This window comes from Paracoccus sp. (in: a-proteobacteria), from assembly GCF_047973135.1.
In the GTDB taxonomy this organism is placed as follows: Bacteria; Pseudomonadota; Alphaproteobacteria; order Rhodobacterales; family Rhodobacteraceae; genus Paracoccus.
This window is the reverse complement of record NZ_JBKEBL010000080.1, coordinates 1-24,700: the sequence shown is the minus strand read 5'-3', so window position 1 is coordinate 24,700 and position 24,700 is coordinate 1. Positions and strand designations below refer to the sequence as shown.

Sequence of the window (24,700 nt, the reverse complement as noted above, 5' to 3'; positions counted from 1 at the left end):
CCCGATGGCGGTACAGAACGGACGCGATCTGCTGATCAAGATGGACATGACGGGCGATGGCCTGTTTCAGACGGTGGCGGGGCTGCGCGCCTCGCGCCTGTCGTTCAATGCCGAGACGGTGGATGTCACCAGTCTGGAAAGCGAGGGACGCTGGCGCGAGCTGCTGGCCGGGGCGGGCGTGCGCAGCGCCTCGATCAGCGGGTCGGGCGTGTTTCGCGACGCCGATACGGATGGGCGCGCGCGGCAGGTGTTCTTTGACGGAGAGGTGCCCCGCTTTCAGGTGGTGATCCCCGATTTCGGCACGGTCGAGGGGCCGTTCCAGATCACCGCGCTGGAATATGCGGGCAGTTATGATGGCGAGGCCACATATGAGCTGACCATGGCCTCGGCCGGGGCGCTGAGCTTTGTGGTGCTGTGATGGTCAATCCCCTTGCAGGTGAGGTCGGGGTCACGCTGGACGGGCAGCCCTTCGTGGCGAGGCTGACCCTGGGGGCGCTGGCCGAGCTGGAACATGATCTGGGCGCGGGCAGCATGCTGGATCTGGCAGAGCGCTTTGAGGCAGGGCGCTTTTCCAGCCGCGATGTGCTGGCCGTTCTGGTCGCCGGGCTGCGTGGCGGTGGCTGGCGCGGGCGCGCGGATGACTTGCTGAGCGTCGCGATCGGCGGCGGTGCCACAGGTGCGGCGCGGGCGGCGGCGGAATTGCTGGTCCGTGCGTTCCGGGGGCCGGAATGATCAGGGCGCGCGGGCTGGACTGGCCCGGACTGATGCGGGCCGGAATGCAGGGGCTGGGGCTGCGCCCGGATCAGTTCTGGCGCCTGACCCCTGCCGAGCTTGCGCTGATGCTGGGCGTCGATGCGGGCAGCCCGGCCATGACGCGGGGCAGGCTGGCCGAGCTTGCCGCGCGCTATCCCGATCCCAAGCGGGAGGATTATCACATGAAAGGGGCCGTTGAAGATGGCAAACAGGGACGGGCTGGATCAGCTTGACGAAACGGGACGCGTCGCATCGGAGTTCGAGGCCGAGCTGGCGCGGCTGCGGCAGTCGATGATTTTCACCACGCGTGAGGTCAGCAGCCTGAGTTCGGGCATCGAAACCGGGCTGCGCCGCGCCATTGGCGGACTGATTTTCGATGGCGCGAAACTGTCGGATTCGCTGAAGGGCGTGGGGCGGTCCATCGCGGATTCGGTGTTCGCGGTCGCGATGAAGCCGGTCGAAAAGGCGCTGGCCGGCAGTATCGCGCGGGGCGTTGGCGGCATGATGTCGGCGGCGCTGCCATTTGCGAATGGCGGCGCGTTCACGCAGGGGCGGGTAATGCCTTTCGCGAAGGGTGGCGTCGTGTCCAGCGCGACCAGCTTTCCCATGCGCGGCGCGACCGGGCTGATGGGCGAGGCCGGTCCCGAGGCGATCATGCCGCTGCAACGCGGGCCGGATGGCCGGCTGGGCGTCGCGGCGGGCGGTGGCGGGCGGCGGGCGGTGAATGTCACCGTCAATGTCACCACGCCCGATGTCGCGGGCTTTCAACGCAGTCACGCCCAGATCGCGGCGCAGATGTCGCGGGCGCTGGCGCGCGGCGAACGGAATAGCTGAGGGGGGATCAGATGGCTTTTCACGAGGTGAGGTTTCCGGCGAACCTGTCATTCGGGTCTGTCGGAGGGCCGGAACGGCGCACGGAAATCGTGACCCTGGCCAGCGGGTTCGAGGAACGCAACACGCCCTGGGCGCATGCGCGGCGACGCTATGACGCGGGGATGGGGCTGCGGTCGCTGGACGATCTTGAGGCGCTGGTCGCGTTTTTCGAGGCGCGGGCCGGGCAGTTGCACGGGTTCCGCTGGAAGGACTGGTCCGATTACAAAAGTGGTCGCCCCTCGCGCGGGGTGCAGTTCGACGATCAGTTGATCGCGGTCGGCGATGGCGAGACGACGGAATTTGCACTGAAGAAAGCCTATGTCTCGGGGCCGGCGCGGTATGAACGGCTGATCGTCAAGCCGGTGCGCGACACGGTGCGCGCAGGCGTCGGCGGGGTCGAGCGGTTTCCGGGCGGCGATTACAGCGTTGATCATGCGACCGGGCTTGTCACCTTTGCCTCGCCCCCCGAGGCCGGGGCCGAGGTGACGGCGGGGTTCGAGTTCGATGTGCCGGTGCGGTTCGACACCGACCGGATAGCGGTGTCGGTCGCGTCGTTTCAGGCGGGGGAAATGCCGGAAATTCCGGTACTGGAGGTGCGGCTGTGACGGCGACATTTTTCGCGCGGGCCTGGGCGGTCCGGCGCGTAGACGGGCAGATTCTGGGCTTTACCGATCACGATTCGGAGCTGCGCTTTGACGGGATCCGTTTCCGCCCCGATAGCGGCATGAACGCGCGGGCGCTGGTGCAAGGCTCGGGGCTGTCGGTGGACAATTCCGAGGCCGGGGGCGCGTTGCGCGACGAGGCGATTACCGAGCGAGACCTGCTGGCGGGCCGTTGGGACGGCGCCGATCTGCGCATGTGGGAGGTGGACTGGCGCGATCCCGACAACCGGCGGCTGGTGTTTCGCGGATCTCTGGGCGAGGTGACGCGGGCTTCGGGTGCGTTTCGCGCGGAACTGCGCGGCCTGACCGAGCCGCTGAACGCGCCGCAGGGCCGGGTTTTTCATCCGCGCTGCGCTGCCCGGCTGGGCGATGCGGCCTGCGGGCTGGATCTGACGGCAGAGGGGCGGTTCGCGGATGTCGCGGTCGAGGCATGCGACGAGGGACAGGTATTCCGCTTTGCCGGGTTCGCGGCGTTCGATGCCGGTTGGTTCGAGCGCGGTGCGCTGCGCGTTCTGACCGGCGAGGCCGAGGGGCTGCATGGCGCGATCAAGACCGACCGGGCCTTGCCGGGCGGTGGCCGCGAGGTCGAACTGTGGCAGGCGCTGGGGATTGCGCCCGTCGCTGGCGACCGGCTGCGGCTGACGGCGGGATGCGACAAGCGGGCGCATACCTGCCGGTTCAAGTTCAACAATTTCCTGAACTTTCGCGGATTTCCCCATCTTCCTTCCGAGGATTGGCTGATCGCTCCGCAGGCCGGGGGGCGCGATGACTGAGCGCGTTGTTGACCTGGCGCGAGGCTGGATCGGGACGCCTTACATGCATCAGGCCAGCAGTTGCGGCGTGGGCGCGGATTGTCTGGGCCTTCTGCGCGGTATCTGGCGGTCGCTTTACGGAACGGAACCCGAGATTCCGCCCGCCTATACACCGGATTGGGGCGAGATCGGCGGGCGGGAATTACTGATGGCGGGGGCGCTGCGGCATCTGCTGCCGGTCGGGGCGTACGCCGCCATGGAGCCGGGGCAGGTGCTGCTGTTCCGCATGCGGCATGGCGCGGTGGCCAAGCATCTGGGCATTCTGGCCGAGGCCGGGGACCGCCCCGGTTTCATTCATGCCTATGACCGGCATGGCGTAATCGAAAGTCCGCTGAGCGGGCCGTGGCGCGGCAGGATCGCCGCCCGGTTCCGCTTTCCTGGGAACTGAGAAAAAGGAGGCCGCTATGGCCACGATTGTGCTGTCCGCAGTGGGCGCATCCATTGGCGGCAGTTTCGGCGGTGCCGTGCTGGGACTGTCGGGTGCCGTGATCGGTCGCGCGGTCGGCGCGACGGTCGGGAACGTGATAGATCAGCGCCTGCTGGGTGGCGGCTCGCGTGCGGTCGAGACCGGCCGGATAGACCGGCTGCGGCTGCAAAGCGCGGGCGAGGGGATGCCGGTCCCGCGTATCTGGGGGCAGATGCGCGTGCCGGGGCATGTCATCTGGGCCTCGCCCCTGAGCGAGATCCGCAGCACGGAAAGCGTGGGCGGCGGCAAGGGCGCGCCAAAGACAAAAGTGACCGGGATCAGCTATGAGTTGTCGGTCGCGCTGGCCCTGTGCGAGGGCAGTATTCTGGGCGTGGGCCGCGTCTGGGCCGATGGCGAGGAAATTGCCGCGCGCGATCTGAACATGCGCGTCTATCCGGGCGATGATGCACAGATCCCCGATCCGGCGGTTGCCGCGCTTGAGGGCGCGGATGCGCCTGCCTATCGCGGTGTCGCCTATGTCGTGCTGGAGAACCTGAGTCTTGAACGCTGGGGCAACCGGATGCCGCAGCTTTCGTTCGAGGTGACGCGCGCCGCAGGGGATGGCGCGGGGCTGTCAGGTGATGTGCGGGCCGTGGCGATGATCCCCGGAACGGGGGAATATTCGTTGGCCACAACGCCCGTGACGCAGGATCTGGATCTGGGCGATGTCCGGTCGATCAATGTCAATACCCCCATGGGAGGCACGGATTTCGATGCCTCGCTGGAGATCATGGGGCGGGAATTGCCGAAGGTCGGCTCGGTCTCGGTGGTGGTGTCGTGGTTTGGCGACGATCTGCGGATCGACCGTTGTGCGCTGCGCCCCAAGGTCGAGCAGCGCGAGGTGGACGGCGACGAAATGCCCTGGCGCGCGGGCGGAATTTCGCGGTCGCAGGCGCAAGAGGTCGCGCGGCATATGGGGCGACCGGTCTATGGTGGCACGCCCTCGGACCAGTCGGTTGCCGAAGCGCTGCGGGCGATTGCCGATTCCGGGCGCAAGGCGGTGTTCTATCCGTTCATCCTGATGGAGCAGATGGCCGGGAACGGTTTGCCCAATCCCTATGGCGCGGGCGAGCAGCCGGTCATGCCCTGGCGCGGGCGGATCACCACGGCGAAGGCCGCTGGCCGCGACGGATCGTCTGACGGGACGGCGGTGGCGGCGGATGAGGTGGCGGCGTTTTTTGGTGATGCGGCGGCAGGTGACTTTTCGGTCAGCGATGGCAAGGTCGGCTATCACGGGCCGGAGGAATGGTCCTATCGCCGGTTCATCCTGCATTATGCGCATCTTTGCGCGGCAGCAGGCGGGATCGACGCCTTTCTGATCGGATCCGAGATGATCGGGATGACGCAGATCCGGGGCGCGGGAAACAGCTATCCGGCGGTGGCGCAGTTGCGCCGTCTGGCCGCCGATGTCCGGCAGATTCTGGGCGCGGGGGTCAAGCTGGGCTATGCGGCGGACTGGTCCGAATATTTCGGCCATCACCCCGGCGGGGGCGAGCTGTTCTTTCACCTCGATCCGCTATGGGCCGACGGGAATATCGACTTTGTGGGTATCGACAATTACATGCCTCTGTCCGACTGGCGCGATGGCGACGACCATCTGGATGCGCATTGGGGGCGGATCGACAACCCCGCCTATCTGCGCGCCAATGTCGCGGGCGGCGAGGGGTTCGAATGGTTCTATGCCTCGGATGCCGACCGCGATGCGCAGCGCCGCACGCCGATCACTGATGGCCAGTATGACGAGGCCTGGGTCTGGCGTTACAAGGATCTGGCGGGATGGTGGCAGAACCTGCATTTCAACCGTCCGGGCGGTATTCGCGCGCAGCAGGCGACAGATTGGGTGCCCGGCTCCAAGCAGATCTGGTTTACCGAGTTCGGCTGCGCCGCGCTGGACAAGGCAACCAACCAGCCGAACAAATTTCTTGATGCGCTAAGTTCGGAAAGTGTGTTGCCGCATTATTCGGACGGGCGGCGCGACGATGCGTTGCAGGCGGCCTATGTCGCGGCGGTCATGTCCTTTTGGGCGGATCCGGCGAACAACCCGACGAATGGCCAAGGGATGCGGATGATCCCGCTGGCGCGGGCGCATGTCTGGTGCTGGGACGCGCGGCCCTTTCCGGCCTTTCCCTCGCGGCGCGACCTGTGGAGCGATGGTCCCGCATGGGAACGCGGGCACTGGCTGAACGGCCGCGCGGGGGCGGTGCCGCTGGCCTCGGTGGTGGGCGATCTCTGCCGCGAGGCGGGGGTGCGCGCCCATGATGTCAGCGGCCTGTCGGGCATTGTGCGCGGCTTTCGGCTGGCTGGCGGGGAAAGCGGACGGGCGGCGTTGCAGCCACTGATGTTGGCCCATGGCTTTGACGCGGTCGAGCGCGACGGGGTGCTGCGGTTTGTCATGCGGGACGGGCTGTCGCGGGTCGATCTTGGACCCGAGGATCTGGCGCTGGCCGATGGGCTGACCGGGTTCGAGACAGCACGCGCGCCCGATCCTGCGACCGCAGGCCGGATCAGGCTGACGCATGTCGCCGCAGAGGCGGATTACGGCGCGGCGACCGCCGAGACGATGCTGCCCGATGGCGATCAGGAGGCCGTGGCCAGCAGCGAATTCGCAATGCTGCTGACCCGCGCCGAAGGCCGCGAGATCGCCGAACGCTGGCTGGCCGAGGCGCTGATTTCGCGGGATACGGCGCGGTTCGCGCTGCCTCCGTCCTTTGCGGCACTGGGGCCGGGCGATGTGGTCCGCGTCGCGCAGCCGGGGGTGGAGACGCGGCGCTGGCGCATCGACCGGGTCGAGCGCGCGGGCGCGATTACCATCGACGCCGTGCGGGTCGAGCCGGGGGCCTATCGCCCTGCGGGTCAGATCGACGATGAAACCGCAATCCGCCCCTATGTGCCGCCCATGCCGGTCTGGCCTCTGTTCATGGACCTGCCGTTGCTGCGGGGCGATGAAAAGCCCCATGCGCCGTATCTGGCGGTCAGGTCGCGGCCCTGGCCAGGAACGGTCGCGGCCTATGTCTCGGTCGAGGAAGAGGGCGGGTTCGATCTGAACCTGACGCTGACCCGGCGGGCGATCATCGGGCGGACGCAGAATGCGCTGATGGCTGCGCGGCCCGGCGTGATCGACCGGGGCGCGCCCTTGCGGGTGCGGATCAGGGGCGATCAGTTGCGCTCGGTCACGCAAAGGGCGCTGCTGGCCGGGGCGAATGTGCTGGCCATAGGCGACGGGACACCCGAAAACTGGGAGGTAATGCAGTTCGCCAGGGTCGTGCCGGTGCCGGACATGGCGAATCTGTGGGAGATCAGCGGACGTTTGCGCGGACAGGCCGGGACGGACGGGATCATGCCGACGGTGTGGCCCGCAGGCAGTCTGGTCGTGTTGATGGATGGTGCGGCGCGGCAGGTCAACATGTCGCCCGGCGCACGCGGGCAAGAGCGGTTCTGGCGCATCGGCCCGGCGCTGCGCGCGCCCGACGACGCCAGCTTTCGCAGCCGCAGGACGGAAACGCGGGGGATCGGGCTGCGGCCCTATGCGCCCTGCCATCTGCGCGCAAACGGTCCGGCGCTGAGCTGGATCCGCCGCACGCGGATCGACGGCGATGGCTGGGACGGCGCGGATGTGCCGCTGGGTGAAAGCAGCGAACGTTATCACGTCAGGCTGCTGCAGGACGGGCGGATCATCCATCAGGCCGAAACCGGCCAGCCCGCATATCAGGTGCCCGCAGTAATCTGGGACGAGGCCGTGGCGACCGGTCCCGTGATGGTCGCGGTCGCGCAACTGTCCGACTCTTTCGGGGCCGGACCCTTTGTCAGGAGGATTTTCAATGGCAGCCAATGACACGATGCGTCTGGGAATGCCGCTGTTGCAGCCCGCGCAGGCGCAAAAGCATGTCACCGTCAACGAGGCGCTGATGCGGCTGGACGGGCTGGTCGGGCTGGTGCTGCAAAGCGTCACCAGCGGTCAGCCGCCCGAGGCAGTGATCGAGGGGCAGTGCTGGGCCGTGCCGACGGGCGCGCAGGGCGACTGGTCGGGGCAAGGCGGTCAGATCGCCATCGGGTCGAATGGTGGCTGGGTCTTTGCACCCGCGTTGGCGGGGATGCGCGCCTTTGTCGCGGATCGGGGCGCGCAGGCGATCCATGACGGGAACGCTTGGGTCGTGGGTGCGCTGACGCTTGGCGCGATGGGCTCGGGCATGGTCGCGGGGCTGGCCGAGCAAGAAGTCACGGTCGGCAGCGGCGCAAGCTTTGATACGGGCGTGGTGATTCCGGCGCAGGCGATGGTGATCGGGGTGGTGGCGCGCGTTACGCAGGCGCTTGGCGGAACGCTGGCGACATGGCGGCTGGGAACGGCGGATGCGAATGGGCGTTTCGGGCAGGGGCTTGGAAAGGCGGAAAATTCCTGGATGCGCGGCATGCAGGGCAGCGCCACGACCTATTACAGCGAGACGCCGCTGATCATGACCGCCGAAGGGGGACAGTTCGCCGGAGGCAGGATTCGCATCGGCGTACACTGGTGGGAATTGCGCCTGCCCGCATGACGGGCGGTTTCCCCGCCTGCCGTTCTGGTCTAGAGTTGAGGCCGAAAACAATTGCGGGCGGGCCCGACATGAATGTGCAACAAGGCGGAAAAAAGAACCTCAAGCTGGATCGCGACGCCATCTGGACCCAGGTTCGTGACGAGGCGCGGCAGGCAGTACAGGACGAGCCCCTGCTGGGGTCGCTGATCCATGCGGGCCTGCTGCACCACCGCAGCCTTGAGGCGGCGCTGGCCTATCGGCTGTCGCTGAAGCTGGCCTCGGGCGAGATGAGCGAGCAGATCCTGCGAGAGCTTGCCGACGAAGCCTATTCCTTGACGACCGAACTGGGCGATGCCGCGCGGGCCGACCTGCTGGCCGTCTATGACCGCGATCCGGCAACGCACCGGCTGATCCAGCCGATCCTGTTCTTCAAGGGTTATCAGGCGCTGCAAGCCTATCGGCTGGGGCATTGGCTGTGGCGGCGGAACCGGCGCGACATGGCCTATTTTGTGCAGATGCGCTGCTCGGAATGCTTTGGTGTCGATATTCATCCGGCGGCGAAGATCGGGACCGGGGTGATGATCGACCACGCCCATTCCATCGTCATCGGCGAGACCGCGACAGTGGGCAATGACGTGTCGATGCTGCATTCCGTGACCCTGGGCGGCACCGGCAAGGAGGATGGCGACCGCCACCCCAAGATCGGCGACGGGGTGATGATCGGAGCAGGGGCAAAGGTTCTGGGCAATATCAGGGTCGGGCATCATTCGCGGATCGCCGCAGGCTCGGTCGTGCTGCACGAGGTGCCCTGCTGCAAGACCGTGGCGGGCGTTCCGGCACAGGTGATCGGAGACGCGGGCTGTCCCGAGCCGTCGCATTCGATGAACCAGCTTCTTGGGGCTGACACCAACCAACGGCCATAGTTGCGGATGGTTGCAGACGTCCGGCAATCCCGGCCGCGCGGTCGGCTTTTCCGAAGTGGGCATTCGTCGGCGCGAAGGTTTCAGCCCAGAACCCGCATCGCCTGTGTTAGCCCCTGCAAGGTCAGGGGCATCATCCGGGCCTCGAATATCTGGCCGATCATCGCGATTGACTGGGTAAAGCGCCAGTGGCTTTCGGGAACAGGGTTCAGCCAGATATGGTCTGGCCATGTCTCGCAGACCCGGCGCAGCCAGATCTCGCCGCTTTCCTGATTCCAGTGCTCGTTGGCCCCGCCTGCCACCGCCACCTCGTAGGGGGACATTGAGGCATCGCCCACGAAGATGCATTTATAGTCGCGCCCGAAACGGTGCAGGATGTCCCATGTCGCGGTCTGTTCGGTCCAGCGGCGGCGATTGTCCTTCCACACGCCTTCGTAAAGGCAGTTGTGGAAATAGAAATGCTCCATATGCTTGAACTCGGCCCGCGCGGCGCTGAACAGTTCGTCCACGATGCGGATATGGTCGTCCATGCTGCCGCCGACATCCAGAAACAACAGCACCTTGACGGCGTTTCGACGCTCGGGCCGGGTCTGGACGTCGATATAGCCATGATCGGCGGTCGCGCGGATGGTGGCGGGCAGGTCCAGTTCCTCGGCTGCGCCATGCCGCGCCCATTGCCGCAGCCGTTTCAGCGCGACCTTGATGTTGCGCGTGCCCAGTTCCACCGCATCGTCGAAATCGCGAAATTCGCGCTTGTCCCACACCTTGACGGCGCGGCGGTGGCGGCTTTGATCCTGGCCGATGCGCACGCCTTCGGGGTTATAGCCATAGGCCCCGAAGGGCGACGTGCCTGCAGTGCCGATCCATTTGCTGCCGCCCTGATGGCGGCCCTGCTGTTCAGCCAGCCTTTCGCGCAGCTTTTCCATCAGCCTTTCAAAACTGCCGCTGCCCTCGACTTCGGCCTTTTCCGCATCCGTCAGCAGCTTTTCGGCCAGTTTCTCCAGCCATTCGCGCGGGATCGCCTGTTCATGGACCAGCGCCTCGACGGGTATCTGTTCCAGCCCCGCGAAGCTTTCGGAAAAGGCGCGGTCGAAACGGTCCAGATGCCGTTCGTCCTTGACCAGCGCCAGCCGCGCGAAGTGATAGAATTCATCAACCGCAGGCCCCGTCACGCCTGCCTGCAATCCCGCCATCAGGTCCAGCCATTCCCGCAGGGACAGCGGGACTCCGTGGCGGCGCAGATTGTCGAGAAAGGGCAGGAACATCACAACATCCGGTCTATGATCACGGTGGCGAACAGGCCGATGACGGAAAAGGCCAGCCCGTAGCCCGCAGCATATTGCAGGCGGTCGCGGATGTCGCCCCTCAGTTGCGCGGCGCGGCGCCATCCAAGGGCGGCACCGATGACGAATGCGGCTATGACGATCATTGCGGCCTTCCGAAGTTGGGTTGCCATGGGCAGATAGACCCTGCCGCCATTTCGCGCAACCGGGCGTGTCAGCGGCTGTCACGGATGCGTGATCTGTGCTAGCATTCCCGTGAGCATTGCAGATGAGGTGTTTCATGTTCAATCGTCGCCACGTTCTTTCCCTGGTGCTTGGCACGACCGCCCTGTCCGGCTGCGGGTTTTCGGGGATGATCCGGCCTGGCCCGCGCACCGATCTGCCGGGGGTCGGGATCGACGTACACATGCATCTGTTCAATGGCACCGATGTGCCGGTTCTGGGCTGGCTGGATCAGGTCGATTTCACCTCGGAAAGCGGGGGAAGTCTGCCGGATATTACGAAATCGCCGCTGGTGCGGATGATCGTCAGTTTTCTGGCCAGCACGACGCAAACGGCGCAGTGCGAGCTGAAGAACCTGCCTGCGCGGCTGCCGCGCCCCTCGACCGGGCAGATGCGTCAAGAGGGGATCGAGCGGTTGGCGGGGTTTCTGGTCGCGTATCAGGCAAAGACGGTCGGACCGGACCGGATGACACTGCTGCCTGCGACCGATGCGGAACGTCAGCGCGAGGACCGGCAGCTTTTCGCGGATCTGGCCGACGCGGCGGGCGTACCCGATGCCGGGCTTGAGACAGCAGCCATGGCTGTCCCTGAGGCCGCCCCTGTGGCCGGGCCCGAGGCCGGGGTGCTTAGCCGTGCCGCCGCCCCTGCGGCCTTGCCCACGCCGCAAAACGCCGCGCGCCAGATCGCCGAGGGGCTTTACGATCCGCAAAATCAGGCGGGCGATCCGCGCAAGGAAACCATCGCGGGCATGATCCAGTGGGCCGAACTGATGACCCGCGACCGGGCGCAGATCGTCCAGCAGGCGGTGAATCTGTATGGCCGTCCGGGCGAGGTGCAGGTGTTCTGCAATCACCTGCTGGATCTGACATATTGGCTGCGCGCCAGCGAGGTCAATCAAAGCGAACCTGACGCGGTGATCCGGCTGTTCGCGGAACTGTCGGCGCGGCGTGATGACGTGCTGGTGCTGAACTTCACGGGCTTTTGCCCTTTGCGCGCCGCGATCGAGGGCGACACCGCCCATGCGCGCATCCGCCGTGCCATCACCGAACACGGCTTTGCCGGGGTCAAGCTGTACCCGCCCATGGGCTTCAAGCCGCTGGAAAACCCCGGCGTCAGCTTTGCCCATGCCCGCGTCCGCCCGGCAGGCGGAGGCGCAGCGCTGGATCGCGAATTGCGCAAGCTTTACGAATGGTGTCAGGAAAACGATGTGCCCATCGCCGCCCATGCCTCGGCCAGCATGGGGGCGGGGCCGGGAACCTCGGGTTATTCGGCACCCTGGCTTTGGGCCCCGGTGCTGCGCGAATACCCCTCGCTTCGGGTCAATCTGGCGCATTTCGGCGGCTTTGGCGGGCATGGCAATCCGCAATGGGAACGCGAACTGACCGCCATGCTGGACGATTTTCCGACGCTGTATTTCGATACCGGTTTCTGGACCGAGGTAACGACCGGGGCCAGCACCCGCGCCGCCGCGCTGGCCGAAACGCGGCGGCTGTTCGATCAGGAACCCATCGCCGTGCAGCGGATGATGTATGGCAGCGACTGGTCGATGATCGCGCGTTTGCAGGGGCATCCGGCCTATCTGAACGGGCTGAAAAGCTTTGTCGATGAGCTGACCGATGATGCCGCGCAATCCGGGGATGTGATGGGCCGGAATGCGCGGCGCTGGCTGGGTCTTGATCGCGACGGGCCGCAGATGCAGCGGCTGGCGCGGTTCCACGGCACCCACAGGGTCTGGTCGCGGCTGGCGGCCGGTTAGGTCAGCATGTCGCGAAAGGCGTGCCAGCTTGCCTTGGGGGTGCGCGTCATGGTCTGGTAGTCGACATGGACAAGGCCAAAGCGTGGGCCATAACCAAAACCCCATTCGTAATTGTCCAGAAGCGACCAATAGAAAAACCCGCGCAGATCGACGCCCTGATCCATCGCCGCCCTTGCCGCGCGCAGGTGGTCGCCGATAAAGGCCACGCGGGCCGGATCGTCTGCGACATCGTCCCCGGCTGCGGCGGCCATGCCGTTTTCGGTCACATATATCGGCAGGGTTCCGGTATGGTCGCGGGCCAGCCGGGTCAGGATCTCGGTCAGACCTTCGGGGCGGATTTCCCAGCCCATCTGGGTCTTTGGCAGGGATCCCGCCGTCCTTGCGTCATTGGGCCACAGGCCCGGCGTGGGTCCGTGCAATGACCGGGAATAATAGTTCACCCCCAGCCAGTCCAGCGGCGCGGCGATCAGCGCCATGTCGTCCTGCCAGCCGGTGGGCAGATGCGGGCCGATCCCCTCAAGCGCGGCTTCGGGGTATCCCTGACCCATCAGTGCCCGGACGAACCACTGGTTGAAGATCGCATCATGGCGTTCGGTGGCTGCGGCGGCCTCGGGGGTGTCGTCCACGGGATGCGCGGTTTCGAAATTCAGCACGATCCCCAGTTGCCGCGCCCCCTCGGTCCGCAGCGCCTGAACCGCCGTGCCATGGGCCAGCAGCACATGGTGCATCGCGCGCGAGGCCGCGCGGATGTCACGCAGACCGGGCGCGTGATGGCCCAGAAAATGCGACAGCCAGGCCACGCACCAGGGTTCGTTGATGGTCGCGGTCGAGGCCACACGGTCCCCCAGCCGGGCATGTACCACGCGGGCGTAATCGGCAAACCACGCCGCGATGTCGCGATTGGTCCATCCGCCCCGATCCGCCAGCGCCGAGGGCAGATCCCAGTGATACAGCGTCAGAAAGGGCTGCAAGCCGCGCTCCAGCATGCCATCGACCAGCCGGTCATAGAAATCCAGTGCCTGCGGATCGGTTGTATGACCATCGGGCATGACCCGCGCCCATGAGGTCGAAAAGCGATAGGCCCCGAAACCTGCATCGCGCAGCAGATCCAGATCCTCGGGCCAGCGGTGATAATGGTCGCAGGCCCGCGCGCCGCTGCTGTCATCGGCGATATTGCCGGGGGTCGCCGCGAATGTGTCCCAATGCGACGGCCCCGCGCCGCCGAATTGGGAACCTTCGATCTGATAGGCGGCGGTTGCCGCGCCAAAGAGGAAATGCGCGGGAAAGTCGGATCGGGCAGGCAGCATGTATGACCTATCGAGTGAGGGGTGAGGAGGGGGTGAGGTTGTCAGCCGGCCTTGGTCAGCGCCGAGACGATGGCCCCGAAATCCGAGGCCGTGAGGCTTGCGCCACCGACCAATGCGCCGTTGACATCGGGGATGGCAAAGATTTCGGCTGCGTTGCCCGGCTTGACGCTGCCGCCGTAAAGCAGGGCGACATTATCCGCATTCGCGACGCGATCCCCCAGTTTCTTGCGCATGAAGGCGTGGACTTCGGCAATCTGGTCATTGGCGGGGGTCCGGCCCGTGCCGATGGCCCAGACGGGTTCATAGGCGATGACGGTATTCGCGGCGCTTGCCCCTCCGGGCAGCGATCCGGCAAGCTGGCTGCCGATCACGTCCAGCGTCTTGCCCGCATCGCGCTGCGCCTCGGTCTCGCCCACGCAGATGATGGCGACCAGCCCGGCGGCCAGCGCGGCAGCGGCCTTGGCCGCAACGTCGGCATCGGTTTCGCCATGATCGGCGCGGCGTTCGGAATGGCCAAGGATCACGTGGGTTGCGCCCGCATCGGCAAGCTGCGCGGCGGCGATGTCGCCGGTATGGGCACCCGAGTCATTGGCGTGGCAATCCTGCCCGCCAATGGCGACGGTGCCCGCGCCGGCATGCGCCTTCATCGGGTGGATCAGTACGGCGGGCGGGCAGATCAGAACGTCGCAGTCAGGGGCCGGATGCGCCGCGATCAGCGCGTCGATTTCGGCCAGCGCGGCCAGATTGCCATTCATCTTCCAGTTTCCGGCGGCAAGCTTGCGGGGTGCCATGTCGTCCTCCTTGGGTTTCGCCCTTGGTTAGGGCGTCCGGCCCGCATGTGCAACGGTGCCGGTTGCCGGACTGGCCGATGCCGCCGATGCCGCCGGGGCTGGCGGGGGCTGCCTGGGCCGCAAGTCGTCTCCTGGCCCAGCCGGGATCTGATGCGTGACGTCGCCGCCGGATGATTTGCGTCCCGCGATGGCCGGGGGAGTTGCACCCCCCGGACCCCCCTGCCTTTCGGGGCGGCGGCAATCCCTGCGCCGGTCGGTCGGTCAAGGCTGCCGGAATCCTGGCCCGACTGGCGCGGATATGACGCCCGCCCTCGCCATCCGCAGCCTGACCGCGCGCGAAGCGCGCGTCCGGCCGGGCGGCAGCGCGCGGGCCGGGCTCTGCCCGGCCCGCTCCTCCTTTCCGCCTGTGCGAGGCTGCCCCTGTCATCGCCGCTGCGGGGGTTCACTCCCCCGCAGGAAGCCGGTATGAGACATTCTTCAGCGCCCCCCAAACGTTCCCCGCCTTGACGACGGGCACCGAAACTGATCCCAAGCACGCATGACCCTGGCCGATTTCCTGCGCACCCCTTTTCCCGACCCTGTCGATCTGCCCGGAGGCCCGCCCGAGGGGCCGGCGCGGTTCTTTAACCGCGAGCTGAGCTGGCTCAGCTTCAACTGGCGGGTTCTGGACGAGGCGCGCAATCTGAGGGTGCCGCTGCTGGAGAGGCTGCGCTTTGTTTCGATCAGTGCGACCAATCTGGACGAATTCTATACCGTCCGCGTCGCCGGCCTGCGCGAGCTGATGCGCGAGGGGAACAGCCTGCCCTCTGATGACGGGTTGACGCCTGAACAGCAGCTGGCGCTGATCAATGCCGATGCCCGCCGGTTGATGGGGGCGCAGCAAAGCGTGTGGAACCGGCTGCGCCGCGAGATGGAGGAACAGGGGATCGCGATTCTGACTCGCGACAACCTGACCCTTGCCGATCAGGATTTCCTGCACAGCTATTTCCAAGGCAATGTGCTGCCGATCCTGTCGCCACTGGCCATTGACCCGGCCCATCCCTTTCCCTTCATTCCGAATACCGGATTTTCGCTGGCCCTTGAACTGGCGCGGCAGACCGATGGCCGGCAGATGCAGGCGCTGCTGCCGGTTCCGGCGCAGTTGACGCGCTTTGTCCCTCTGCCGGGCGGCCAACGCTTTCTGCCGCTGGAGGATCTGCTGCTGATGCATCTGTCCAGCCTGTTTCCCGGTTATCGCGACGCCGGGCATTGCGCCTTTCGGGTGTTGCGCGACAGTGACATGGAGGTCGAGGAAGAGGCCGAGGATCTGGTCCGCGAATTCGAGACGGCGCTGAAACGCCGCAGGCGGGGCAGCGTGATCCGGTTGAAGATCACGCTTGGCGCTCCGGCCCCGCTGCGCCGCATGATCATGGAGGAACTGGGGGTCGGCCCTGACGAGGTGGTCGAGGTTGCGGGCCTTCTGGGCATGGCCGATCTGCGCGAACTGGTGCTGGACAGCCGCCGCGATCTGTTATGGCCCGGCTTCACGCCGCGCGTGCCCGAGCGGGTGCAGGATCATGACGGCGACATGTTCGCGGCGATCCGGCACAAGGATATGCTGCTGCATCACCCGTACGAGACCTTCGACATGGTCATCCGTTTTCTGCAACAGGCGGCGCGCGACCCGGATGTTCTGGCGATCAAGCAAACGCTTTACCGCACCAGCCGCGACAGCCCGATCGTCGATGCGCTGTGCGAGGCGGCGGAATCGGGCAAATCCGTCACCGCGCTGGTGGAACTGAAGGCGCGGTTCGACGAGGCCGCGAGAGGGCGTCATAAATCAGGCCGTTTCTTTCATAAATGTATAACGATTTCATATTGTTATACGTTTTCATCATCCTTTGGACATGGAGTGCCCGCCGTTTTGGTTAACTTTTTGGTTAACTTTTTGGTTCTTGGGCCATATTGCCGAATCTTTCCACTCATGCAACACATTCTTACATGAAGAGATCGACACTCATCCTGCGCGGCGATCATTGGTACATCCGTCGGCGCGTGCCGGTGCGGTATGCCCCGGTCGATCCGCGCACCTTTGTCAACCTGAGCCTGTTCACGGACAGCCGGGAAGTCGCGGAACAAAAGGCCTCCCAGGTCTGGGCCGAGATGATTGAAGCGTGGGAGGCCGCGCTGGCGGGTCAGGAGGCGGCGGCGACGGCCCGCATGGCTGCTGCCCGCGATCTGGCACAGCGGCGCGGCTATCGCTACCTGTCGGCCGAGAACGTCGCAACACTGCCGCTGGACCAGCTTGTCGCCCGTATCGAGGCGGTTGTGGACGGGCGCGGGCACACGGACCTTCAGGGAGGCGGAGGCCCTGCTGGGCGGCGCACCAAAGCCGGTCATCCTCGTCTCTGACGCGTTGAACGAATTCTACAAGGTCGAGGCCGTGCGCCTGATCGGGAAAAGCGCCGACCAGCTGCGTCGGCACCGGGCACCGCGCGTCAAGGCCATCAGGAATTTCATTCAGGTCATCGGCGACCTGCCGATCTCGGCGATTACCACCCGTGACCTGTTTGACTTCCGTGAGTGGTGGCTTCAGCGTATCGCGGCGGGCAATGTCGGCAAGAACAGCGCCAACAAAGACTTCAGCTATCTGCTTGCGATGTGGCGTGCGGTTGCGCGGGCGCATGATCTGAACCTGTCGTTCAAAACGGATGGTCTCGCCTTTCCGGAAGGCAAGCAGGCGGTCCGCCCCCCTTTCTCGACGGGGTGGATCAGGGAACACCTGCTGGCACCCGGCGCGCTGACAGGGATGAACATCGAGGCCCGAACGATTCTGCTGGTGATGATCAACACCGGGGCGCGTCCGTCCGAGATTGCCGGCCTGTCCAGCGACCGCATCATTCTGGACGAGCCGATCCCGCGCATCAGGATCGCGGCCGAGGGCCGCACGCTGAAATCCGAATATGCGGACAGGGAGATCCCTCTGGTCGGCGTCAGTCTTGATGCAATCAGGAAATGCCCCAACGGGTTCCCGACCTATGCCGATAATCCCGCGCTGTCGGCCACGATCAACAAGTTCTTGAGCGAGAGCGGCTTGCGTGAGACGCCGGACCATAGCCTGTACAGCCTGCGGCACAGTTTTGAATCGCGGATGATGAAGGCAGATTTCCCCGAGCGGCTGAAAGCGGACCTGATGGGCCACCGCCTCAAGCGCGAACGGTATGGCGAGATGGATTTTGCTCATATGCGTGACTGGCTCCTGAAGATTTCCATCTGAGGGCCGGGTCCTTCCGGCCAGCAGAGTTCATGCCCGCTCTTTTTCCCGCTCCAGTGCTCTTTTGTGTTCAGCCATACGCCGGGCCTTCTCGATGGGATCCTTGATCAGTCCGATTTCTGCGGCAGACACCTCCCGCTCCATGCGTTCGAAGATCGGTAGCAGCAGCGGGTTTCGGGCCGCGCATTCCGCCGCAATACGATGGCAGCGTTTCAGTCGCTGGACGTAGACCGGACTGATCGTGTTGGCTACCATCATGCGGCCCGCTGCATCTGGGCCAGCACATCGGCAGCGGCGTTGCGTTCGGCGGCGTGGGTCGAGTGGCGCAGCAGGGTTGCGCAGGCATCGGCCAGCGCAACATGATCGGGATCGGGCTGGCGAATGGTTTCGCGGGCTTCATCCAGTCTCATTGCGATCCCTTCGGAGCGCAGCGCCATGGCCATGGCGAATGGCCGGTCGCGCGCCGTCTGCCGCCACAGCAGCAGTTCCCGGCAGATTTCCGGCAGCGCGGCAGCCAGCATCGTGCGGGTATCTGCACTGCTGCATCGCTGATCGTGGTCCAGACTGGACATCCGCGCCAGCAGGTCATCGCTGACAGCCTGATTATCTTTTTTATACATGCCGTTACCTATGTTTTTCGTGGCGGTCCGATGTGGCCGATGGCTCGCCCACATCGCTTGATCTGATCTCTGATCAGTCCCTGCCGCTGCCGTAGCCGTCGCCGTCGCCGTCGCCGTAGCCGTAGCCGCTGTTATCGTCCCCGTTTTCAAGGGGTGTGAAAGTTCCGGATAACTGGATAATTTCGGGATCATGGCTCATGGACGGGCCATTCTTCGATGCTGGCCTGCGCCTTGGGACTCGTCGTGATGATCTCGCAGGCATCGGTGATGATCAAATCGTCAACGACATCGGGGATCATCGTCCATCCATTATTCGATTTAAGCCCATACTTGGCCACCCCGGACAGCGTGTACCCCCTTGCAGCGGTCCAGCGCCACAGGCGGCGCGAGTTGGTCAGGCGTACGGTCTGGCCGCCGTTGCAGGCGGCAAGCGTGCCTGCGTGCACGCCTGCGGCTGTGGCGCGGATGATGACGTATTTACCGATCAGATGATCGGCAATGCCGGGATCGGGTTTCGCTTGGGTGTCTGGCATGTGATCTCCTTCGGGTTGACGGAGACGAAATTACGGATTATTCGTAATGTGTTAACAAGAAATACGATTTTTACGTAATCCATTCAGCTTCAAAATTTTCGCATAAAAATTTGCACCGAGAACGATGCAAGAACGCGAAGTGGGGGCGGCAGATGTGGATACGAGTTGCGGCGACGGTGGCCTGGTTCGCAGGCTGGGACGTTACCCGCCTGCTTTTTCCCAGGTATTGGCTAAGGGGTCGTCCAAGTGCGTCAAGATCTCTGACAGAGTGTCGGGAAGAATTCTTGAACCGTCGCCGCCAAAGATGAAATTCGCATCAACTTGAAATGATTTCCAATAAAAATCGATCATCTTAAGGGATGGCGCTCCTGCACTCTCCTGCGATTTGAAGGTTGTGTAAGGCATTCCCGCACTTGCCGCGAGGTCTCTTGCGGTGAACCCCGTCGCCTTGCGTATCGCAACCAAACGGGCATGGATGGCCTCGTTGGTGATATCGCCACGTCGCATTCGCCGAATTTTTTCCATATAGTTCATACCCCCTAGTGAACAGATTACGAGATTTTCGCACCAAAAATATACCGTCCTCTTGATGTTACGAATATTACGTAATATGACGGCCCCCATGACGGTTTCGCTTCGTACAATCATTGACTCTTTGGGCGGCAGCCAAGCGGTTGCCCGTCAGATCGGCAAGCGGCCGACAACCGTCTACACCCATGTGCAATCCGGGGTGCTTCCAGCCGCTTGGTACGATGCAATGTGCAGCCTTTGCGAGACAATGGGTATGCCCGAACCGGATCGGGGGATTTTCTCGTTCCTGAAAATTCCGGGACATGGCGACACCGACAAGCCGGTCCAGGAGGAAAGTTGATGCCCATGAGCGCATCACGGCACCCGGCAAGTACTTTGTTCGTTCACCAGTGTTCATGCCATCCCTGATGGAGGTTTTACCGTGAAAAATCTTGCACATTCGACCGATCCGGGGCTGGCCAGACGGTGGTTTCGGGCTTTGCTGTGGCGGGCTTTCCCTGCGGCATCAGAACGGGAACTGAGCGTCCGGGCGGCGGCGGTGCTGGATGTGTCGCCCCGGCAGGTCAGTAACTGGCTGCGCGAAGAACACGACGCTTCGTTGCGTTACGTCGCTGCCGTGCTGGCGATTGCCGGGGCCGAAATCGTGTTCCAGAAAATCGAAGGGCGGAAATGAGACGCGTAATCTGGCATCTGTTGGGCCGTTTTTGCGAGGCACGGGCACGGCGCGCCCTGACCCGGCATGCGCGGCTGTCGCTGCGGGCGGAAAATTTTTCGCGAGGCTGGGATGAACGGCTTCGGGGCGACGGGATTCGGGGCGGCAGGCACAATGTGCGGTGCGGCGTCTGATCGCCACCCCTCTGACCGTCACCTCGTGGCTGGCCCGGCCACAAGCCGCCCCTGTGGCGGCGGGGCAGAGATAATCCGCGCGGTTCCGACTGCTTCGTTACGCGCGGCAACTGGCGGGGTGCCGGGGGTGCCCCGCCTCTTTCATTCGTAATCTGCGGGGGGCGGGCGGGCTGGCCTGGTCCCCCTGCGGATGGCCCCGCCGTCTTCCTCCTCCCTGGCGGCGGGGCATCAATATTCGGATCGGAAAGGCATGACATGGAACCCGCGAAAACTGTGATTGCGAAATGCGGCGGTGCGCGGCGGACCGCTGAACTGGCCGGATGTACAGTGAATTATGTCTATCGCTGGATCACGAAGGCTCCCTGCGGACAGGGGGGACGTGTGCCCGAGAAACCCCGCCGCACGCTTCTGCGCGCCGCCCGGAACGGGCTGGTCGATCTGACCCCTGCGGATTTCGAGCGGGGGTGGGACTGATGGCCTTCTCTCCGAAACTGAATGCCGCCGCCTACGTCATCTGGGTGGATGCTCAGGCGCATGGCTGGGACAGGACAATAGCCGAAATCGCCGAAAGCGTGGATATGAGCGTGGCTCGGGTCAGTCGTGTGATCGGCCTCAGAGGGTGGCGCGGTCGCGTCCGCAGCGCCCAACGCTATGACGGTCTTGAACGGACTGTGGCTGGCACGGATGACGATATGACGACGCTTGCCGCCGGGCATGTGCCGGACGATCTGCTGGCGGAACAATGACATGGGCGTTCATTCCCCCCGCCGCCCACGACATGGGCTGTCCCTCTGTGCGGGATATGGCGGGCTTGACCTTGGCCTCATGCTTGCCGAGCCGGGTTATCACGCCCGCTGCTTTGTTGAGATCGACCCCGATGCCCAGGCCGCACTGGTCGCTGGAATGGTGGGTGGATATTTGCCCGGTCTTGCCGAACATGGCACCGGACCTGCGCGATCTGGACCGGCCACCGCAGCAGAACGGCGTGCCCGACCTTTCCGCCCGGCCCCGGTGTGGGACAACCTGCGCACATTCGTCGGTGATGGCTGGCGTGGTTACATCGATGCGATCCTTGCGGGATTTATGCGGAGCGCGGGATTATGCCGAGTTGCGGCGGCGGTGGTCGGGTAATTTGTTGATGTTGCGTTGGAAGTTCCGCAACGTTCGGGCTGTTCGCTCTGCATAATTGCGCCCTTCGCGAGGCCATGATGGCCTGCGCAACGGAGGACGACCATGACAGCGACGTGTTCTTGCAAGCGGGCTCAGACGGCTCGGGACGGGATCCTGACCGCGCATATCCCACTTTTTTCCGAGTTTCTGCGGTCGCGGGGCTATTCGACCATATCCATCCGGCGCCATGCTTCTGCCGCCCGGCATTTTGTGGCCTGGGTATCGGGAGACAACCTCGTCCCCGAGGTCATCGACGATGCCATGATCGAAGCCTTTGCGTGCCATGCCCGCGCCAACCGGGGAAGCGGTGCGTGCGGGTTTTCCTCTGCCTACATGGGACGGGTGCGCGCCTTCGTGCGGTATCTGGCGCAAGCCCGGATTGTCTCGCGACCCGTGGCACCTCTTGCCCCGGGCGCAGCCCGGATCGCGGCCTTCCAGGACTGGCTCGGATTGCGCTGCGCCGTCTCGGACCAGACGATCCGCAGCCACACCTTCAAGCTCAACGCGATCCTCGCCGTCCTGGGGCGCGACCCCGCCACCCATGATGCCGCCGGGATCCGGCGGGCAATCATCGCCATCGCGGACACATCATCGCGCTTCCATACCAGAAACCTCGTCGCGGTGTTGCGCCATTACCTCCGCTTCCTGGCTGAACGGGGTGAATGCCCGCTGCATCTTGCCGAGGCGATTCCTGCCCTGTCTGCCAGGGGTATCGATACGCTCCGTCAGCCTTCGCCTTCGGTCTTCACGTTCAGCGATGACAGGACCAGCATCTGTCTGCACGGTGCGGATTGGCTGGGTTGGGACCATGACACCGACGCGGTGCCGGGTCCGGTCGCCCAGGACAGGCTGTACATCACGCACAGCAACGCACAGCCGACCATGCGCATCAGTGGTGCCGAAGTGCCGTTGGCGCTGCCAAAGCCAACCACCAGACCGACTATCGGCGTCAGCGGCACCGTGAACGCCGACGAGGCGGAATACGTCGCCTATGCCTATACCTGGGTCACATCTCTGGGCGAGGAAACCGCGCCATCGCCGCTGTCAGGCAGCGCGCTGTGGTCGGCAGGCTGCACGGTCAACCTGACCGGACTGCCATCAGCCGTGCCGGTCCCTGACCGCTATATCTCAGGCAAGCGCATCTACCGCGCGATCACCTCATCATCAGGCGCGACCGACCTCTATTTTATCGCCGAGATTGCCGCGTCGGCTGTTTCCTATGATCACGACATCGTCTCTGCCCCGGTCGCGGAAGCGATCACGACGAAGGAATTCGATGCGGTTCCGACAAACCTGCGGGGCCTGACAGCCATGCCAAATGGCATCATGGCGGGGTTTCGCGGCAAGGAACTGCTGTTCAGCGAGCCTTACCAGCCGCATGCATGGCCCGGCGCCTATCGTCTGGCGACCAACGATGTCATTATCGGGCTGGCGGCATTCGGAAGTTCTCTGGCCGTCCTGACCACGGGCCTGCCCTATGTCGTGCAGGGGCTGCATCCCGACGCCATGGCGATGGAAAAGATGGAGCAGCCCTTTCCCTGCATGTCGAAGCGCGGCATCGTGGATATGGGCTACGCGGCGATCTACCCCTCGACGGATGGTCTGGTCCAGGTCACGCAACAGGGTGCCCAGCTTATCAGTGCCGCCCTCTGGACGCGCGAACAATGGCTCGGCATGCAGCCCACGACGATGATCGCGGCCCGCTTCGCCTCGCTCTATGGCGTCAGCTATGTCCCCGCATCCGGCGGTGCGCGGCGCATGGCCTTTATCGATCCGCAGAACCCGCAGGGCGGCGTCATCCGATCCGACGAAACCGCGTCGGGGCTGTTCACCCATGTCGAAAGCGGGATCACCTATCTGCTGGGCAACGACAATCGCGGGGTCCGCGCCTTTGATGATCCCGGCATGTCGAAGAAGGCCTATATCTGGCGCTCAAAGCCCTGGCGGCTTCCCGTTCCGCAATCCTTCGGGGCGATCCGCATCGAAACAGACGGTGCCGTGGGTGAAACTGTCACCGCGCATCTCTATGCAGATGGCAATCTGTTCCACAGCATCAGCGCCCGCGACATGAATGCGCGGCTGCCGGACGGGGCGCATCGCACATGGCAGGTTGAACTGACCGGCAATGCCACCGTGCTGAGCGTTCAGATCGGGCGCACCTTCGCCGAGATTGCCGCATGAGCACCGATCGGATCTTCACCGCGAAGATTGAGGAACTGCTGGGGGATCGCGGCGCGAAGCCGAACCGGGCGGTAAGGTTTCGGGATCTGGACAAGGCCCTCGCATCCGCCAGCACCGCCGAGGTTGCGAAAATCGCCGAGAAGGTGGCGCGAAAGACTGCCGAATCCTACAGCGGTGCCGATACCGATCTGTCACAGCTTCAGCAGGATATCCAGACCGCGCAACAGGCGGCGAATCTGGCGGGAACGGATGCGCAGAACGCGCTGAGCGCCGCCAATGGCGCTGGTGCCTATACCGATCAGCAGGTACAGCAGGCGCGCGACGATCTGGCTGTGGATTTTGGTGCTGCCCAGACCGCAGCGGGTCAGGCCGCCGGATACGCGTTGGACGCGCACAGCAGTTTGCTGACAGCAACGGCAGGGATCGCGAGGATTTTCCCGACCGATTTTCTGGATGGGCCTTCCTTCTGGAGCGCAACCTATGCCGGTTCGCCGGCCGCAGTCAGCACGTCGCTGACCAGCGATCATCAATTGCTGAATGAAGCCGTTGTCGGGAATTTCTACCGGATCGTGGCCGGAAGAACCGTCCTTCGCGCAATCCTGTCCCGCGCCATTTCCGAGTTTTCGGAGGGGCGGGTCATCAGGATCACCGTGAAATTCCGCATGGTCGGCGCGGTCAGTTCCGCCCTGCGCTTCGCTGTCGCCTCCTTGCGTCAGGATTTCACGCTGGTCCGAACGCTTGGAACCGGCATCGTTGCAACTCCATCGGCACCGGACCAATGGCAGGAAGGATCGACCGAAATCGCCCTGCCCGCCCGGCAGGAACAGGAACTGTATTTCCGCGCCGGCATCGTGGCCACGGCCGGCACGTCGCCCGATGTGCCGATCGACATCGCCAGCATCCGCATCGAAGATGTGACCAGCCTGAAAGCGGCGGATGAAAGCCGGGCACAGGCATCGATCGCGCGTGACGACGCAGTGGTCGCAAGACAGGATGCAGAATCCGCCGCCGCATCGGCGAGTACCAGCCTGAACATGCTTTCCGAGGTCGCAGGCAGGTCCAATGCCGTCATCAGCGATACGTTCCTCGTCTCGTCGGATTGGGTGCGCTATGGAAGCGAAGGCACCCTGACAAAACTTCCCAACAGCGTCTATCCAGTCGGCCGGGACTGGCGGTTCAGCGTGTCCGGGACACAGAATGACGGGATTGC

General features: G+C 64.6%; 27 protein-coding genes and 1 pseudogene. 19 read left to right on the top strand and 9 right to left on the bottom strand.

Features of this window, described 5'->3' with window-relative positions:
• Window positions 1-4: 4 nt before the first annotated feature.
• The 10 genes from ACK5L9_RS06745 to cysE all read left to right on the top strand — a co-directional run bounded on the left by ACK5L9_RS06745 (window position 5) and on the right by cysE (window position 9,000).
• Window positions 5-418, top strand: coding sequence for a phage major tail protein, TP901-1 family (locus ACK5L9_RS06745; protein WP_416910699.1), 414 nt, complete (start codon window positions 5-7; stop codon window positions 416-418).
• Window positions 418-732, top strand: a complete 315-nt coding sequence (locus ACK5L9_RS06740; RefSeq protein WP_416910698.1) for a gene transfer agent family protein — start codon at window positions 418-420, stop codon at window positions 730-732. Before ACK5L9_RS06745 ends, ACK5L9_RS06740 begins: the two co-directional genes overlap by 1 nt.
• Entirely contained in the window at window positions 729-986 is a 258-nt protein-coding gene (locus ACK5L9_RS06735; protein WP_416910697.1) for a rcc01693 family protein, read from the top strand. The genes ACK5L9_RS06740 and ACK5L9_RS06735 overlap by 4 nt, the downstream gene beginning before the upstream one ends.
• Complete coding sequence (locus tag ACK5L9_RS06730) at window positions 955-1,587, top strand: phage tail tape measure protein (RefSeq protein WP_416910696.1); 633 nt, start codon at window positions 955-957, stop codon at window positions 1,585-1,587. The genes ACK5L9_RS06735 and ACK5L9_RS06730 overlap by 32 nt, the downstream gene beginning before the upstream one ends.
• An 11-nt stretch (window positions 1,588-1,598) precedes the next feature.
• Window positions 1,599-2,231: a TIGR02217 family protein gene (locus tag ACK5L9_RS06725; RefSeq protein WP_416910695.1), complete on the top strand. Its 633-nt coding sequence runs from the start codon at window positions 1,599-1,601 to the stop codon at window positions 2,229-2,231.
• Window positions 2,228-3,061, top strand: coding sequence for a DUF2163 domain-containing protein (locus ACK5L9_RS06720; RefSeq protein ID WP_416910694.1), 834 nt, complete (start codon window positions 2,228-2,230; stop codon window positions 3,059-3,061). Before ACK5L9_RS06725 ends, ACK5L9_RS06720 begins: the two co-directional genes overlap by 4 nt.
• Window positions 3,054-3,488 (top strand): peptidase, encoded by a 435-nt coding sequence (locus ACK5L9_RS06715; protein ID WP_416910693.1) that lies wholly within the window; start codon window positions 3,054-3,056, stop codon window positions 3,486-3,488. The genes ACK5L9_RS06720 and ACK5L9_RS06715 overlap by 8 nt, the downstream gene beginning before the upstream one ends.
• A gap of 16 nt (window positions 3,489-3,504) precedes the next feature.
• Complete coding sequence (locus ACK5L9_RS06710; RefSeq protein ID WP_416910692.1) at window positions 3,505-7,398, top strand: baseplate multidomain protein megatron; 3,894 nt, start codon at window positions 3,505-3,507, stop codon at window positions 7,396-7,398.
• Window positions 7,385-8,098, top strand: a complete 714-nt coding sequence (locus ACK5L9_RS06705) for a DUF2793 domain-containing protein (RefSeq protein ID WP_416910691.1) — start codon at window positions 7,385-7,387, stop codon at window positions 8,096-8,098. Before ACK5L9_RS06710 ends, ACK5L9_RS06705 begins: the two co-directional genes overlap by 14 nt.
• 68 nt (window positions 8,099-8,166) lie before the next feature.
• The gene (gene cysE / locus ACK5L9_RS06700; protein WP_416910690.1) at window positions 8,167-9,000 is read left to right on the top strand and encodes a serine O-acetyltransferase; all 834 of its coding nucleotides are present in this window, start codon (window positions 8,167-8,169) and stop codon (window positions 8,998-9,000) included.
• Window positions 9,001-9,080: 80 nt separating this feature from the next.
• On the opposite strand, the gene ACK5L9_RS06695 is transcribed toward cysE, so the two are convergent.
• The gene (locus ACK5L9_RS06695; RefSeq protein ID WP_416910689.1) at window positions 9,081-10,262 is read right to left on the bottom strand and encodes a vWA domain-containing protein; all 1,182 of its coding nucleotides are present in this window, start codon (window positions 10,260-10,262) and stop codon (window positions 9,081-9,083) included.
• A complete protein-coding gene (locus ACK5L9_RS06690; RefSeq protein ID WP_416910688.1) occupies window positions 10,262-10,453 on the bottom strand; it encodes a hypothetical protein in 192 nt (63 codons plus the stop codon). The genes ACK5L9_RS06695 and ACK5L9_RS06690 overlap by 1 nt, the downstream gene beginning before the upstream one ends.
• A gap of 107 nt (window positions 10,454-10,560) precedes the next feature.
• Here ACK5L9_RS06690 and ACK5L9_RS06685 point away from each other — a divergent pair, with 107 nt between their 5' ends.
• Entirely contained in the window at window positions 10,561-12,258 is a 1,698-nt protein-coding gene (locus ACK5L9_RS06685; RefSeq protein ID WP_416910687.1) for an amidohydrolase family protein, read from the top strand.
• On the opposite strand, the gene ACK5L9_RS06680 is transcribed toward ACK5L9_RS06685, so the two are convergent.
• Both ACK5L9_RS06680 and tpiA read right to left on the bottom strand, forming a co-directional pair.
• Window positions 12,255-13,565, bottom strand: coding sequence for a GH1 family beta-glucosidase (locus tag ACK5L9_RS06680; RefSeq protein WP_416910686.1), 1,311 nt, complete (start codon window positions 13,563-13,565; stop codon window positions 12,255-12,257). The genes ACK5L9_RS06685 and ACK5L9_RS06680 overlap by 4 nt on opposite strands.
• Window positions 13,566-13,606: 41 nt before the next feature.
• Window positions 13,607-14,356: a triose-phosphate isomerase gene (tpiA, locus tag ACK5L9_RS06675; protein WP_416910685.1), complete on the bottom strand. Its 750-nt coding sequence runs from the start codon at window positions 14,354-14,356 to the stop codon at window positions 13,607-13,609.
• A 538-nt stretch (window positions 14,357-14,894) separates the two neighbouring features.
• Between tpiA and ppk1 the strand changes: the two are divergent.
• The 3 genes and pseudogenes from ppk1 to ACK5L9_RS06660 all read left to right on the top strand — a co-directional run.
• Window positions 14,895-16,169 (top strand): annotated as a pseudogene (ppk1, locus tag ACK5L9_RS06670) (polyphosphate kinase 1); the annotation flags it as partial.
• 167 nt (window positions 16,170-16,336) lie between these two features.
• Window positions 16,337-16,747, top strand: a complete 411-nt coding sequence (locus ACK5L9_RS06665) for a DUF6538 domain-containing protein (RefSeq protein WP_416910684.1) — start codon at window positions 16,337-16,339, stop codon at window positions 16,745-16,747.
• Window positions 16,748-16,778: 31 nt separating this feature from the next.
• On the top strand, window positions 16,779-17,612 hold the full coding sequence (locus ACK5L9_RS06660; protein WP_416910683.1) for a tyrosine-type recombinase/integrase: 834 nt from the start codon (window positions 16,779-16,781) through the stop codon (window positions 17,610-17,612).
• 27 nt (window positions 17,613-17,639) lie between these two features.
• Here ACK5L9_RS06660 and ACK5L9_RS06655 read toward each other — a convergent pair whose 3' ends face one another.
• The 5 genes from ACK5L9_RS06655 to ACK5L9_RS06635 form a co-directional block, all read right to left on the bottom strand.
• A complete protein-coding gene (locus tag ACK5L9_RS06655) occupies window positions 17,640-17,867 on the bottom strand; it encodes a hypothetical protein (RefSeq protein WP_416910682.1) in 228 nt (75 codons plus the stop codon).
• A complete protein-coding gene (locus ACK5L9_RS06650; protein WP_416910681.1) occupies window positions 17,864-18,229 on the bottom strand; it encodes a hypothetical protein in 366 nt (121 codons plus the stop codon). Before ACK5L9_RS06650 ends, ACK5L9_RS06655 begins: the two co-directional genes overlap by 4 nt.
• Before the next feature lie 73 nt (window positions 18,230-18,302).
• The gene (locus ACK5L9_RS06645; RefSeq protein WP_416910680.1) at window positions 18,303-18,428 is read right to left on the bottom strand and encodes a hypothetical protein; all 126 of its coding nucleotides are present in this window, start codon (window positions 18,426-18,428) and stop codon (window positions 18,303-18,305) included.
• Complete coding sequence (locus tag ACK5L9_RS06640; protein WP_416910679.1) at window positions 18,418-18,762, bottom strand: DUF6948 domain-containing protein; 345 nt, start codon at window positions 18,760-18,762, stop codon at window positions 18,418-18,420. Before ACK5L9_RS06640 ends, ACK5L9_RS06645 begins: the two co-directional genes overlap by 11 nt.
• Window positions 18,763-18,963: 201 nt before the next feature.
• A complete protein-coding gene (locus ACK5L9_RS06635; protein WP_416910678.1) occupies window positions 18,964-19,296 on the bottom strand; it encodes a hypothetical protein in 333 nt (110 codons plus the stop codon).
• A gap of 88 nt (window positions 19,297-19,384) precedes the next feature.
• Here ACK5L9_RS06635 and ACK5L9_RS06630 point away from each other — a divergent pair, with 88 nt between their 5' ends.
• From ACK5L9_RS06630 to ACK5L9_RS06610, 5 genes are all read left to right on the top strand, one after another.
• The gene (locus ACK5L9_RS06630) at window positions 19,385-19,633 is read left to right on the top strand and encodes a hypothetical protein (protein ID WP_416910677.1); all 249 of its coding nucleotides are present in this window, start codon (window positions 19,385-19,387) and stop codon (window positions 19,631-19,633) included.
• 81 nt (window positions 19,634-19,714) lie between these two features.
• Complete coding sequence (locus tag ACK5L9_RS06625; protein WP_416910676.1) at window positions 19,715-19,966, top strand: hypothetical protein; 252 nt, start codon at window positions 19,715-19,717, stop codon at window positions 19,964-19,966.
• Between the two features lie 646 nt (window positions 19,967-20,612).
• Window positions 20,613-20,885: a hypothetical protein gene (locus tag ACK5L9_RS06620; protein ID WP_416910675.1), complete on the top strand. Its 273-nt coding sequence runs from the start codon at window positions 20,613-20,615 to the stop codon at window positions 20,883-20,885.
• A gap of 487 nt (window positions 20,886-21,372) precedes the next feature.
• A complete protein-coding gene (locus ACK5L9_RS06615; RefSeq protein ID WP_416910674.1) occupies window positions 21,373-23,490 on the top strand; it encodes a hypothetical protein in 2,118 nt (705 codons plus the stop codon).
• On the top strand, window positions 23,487-24,700 hold a 1,214-nt coding region (locus tag ACK5L9_RS06610; protein ID WP_416910672.1), incomplete at its 3' end, for a hypothetical protein. The genes ACK5L9_RS06615 and ACK5L9_RS06610, both read left to right, overlap by 4 nt.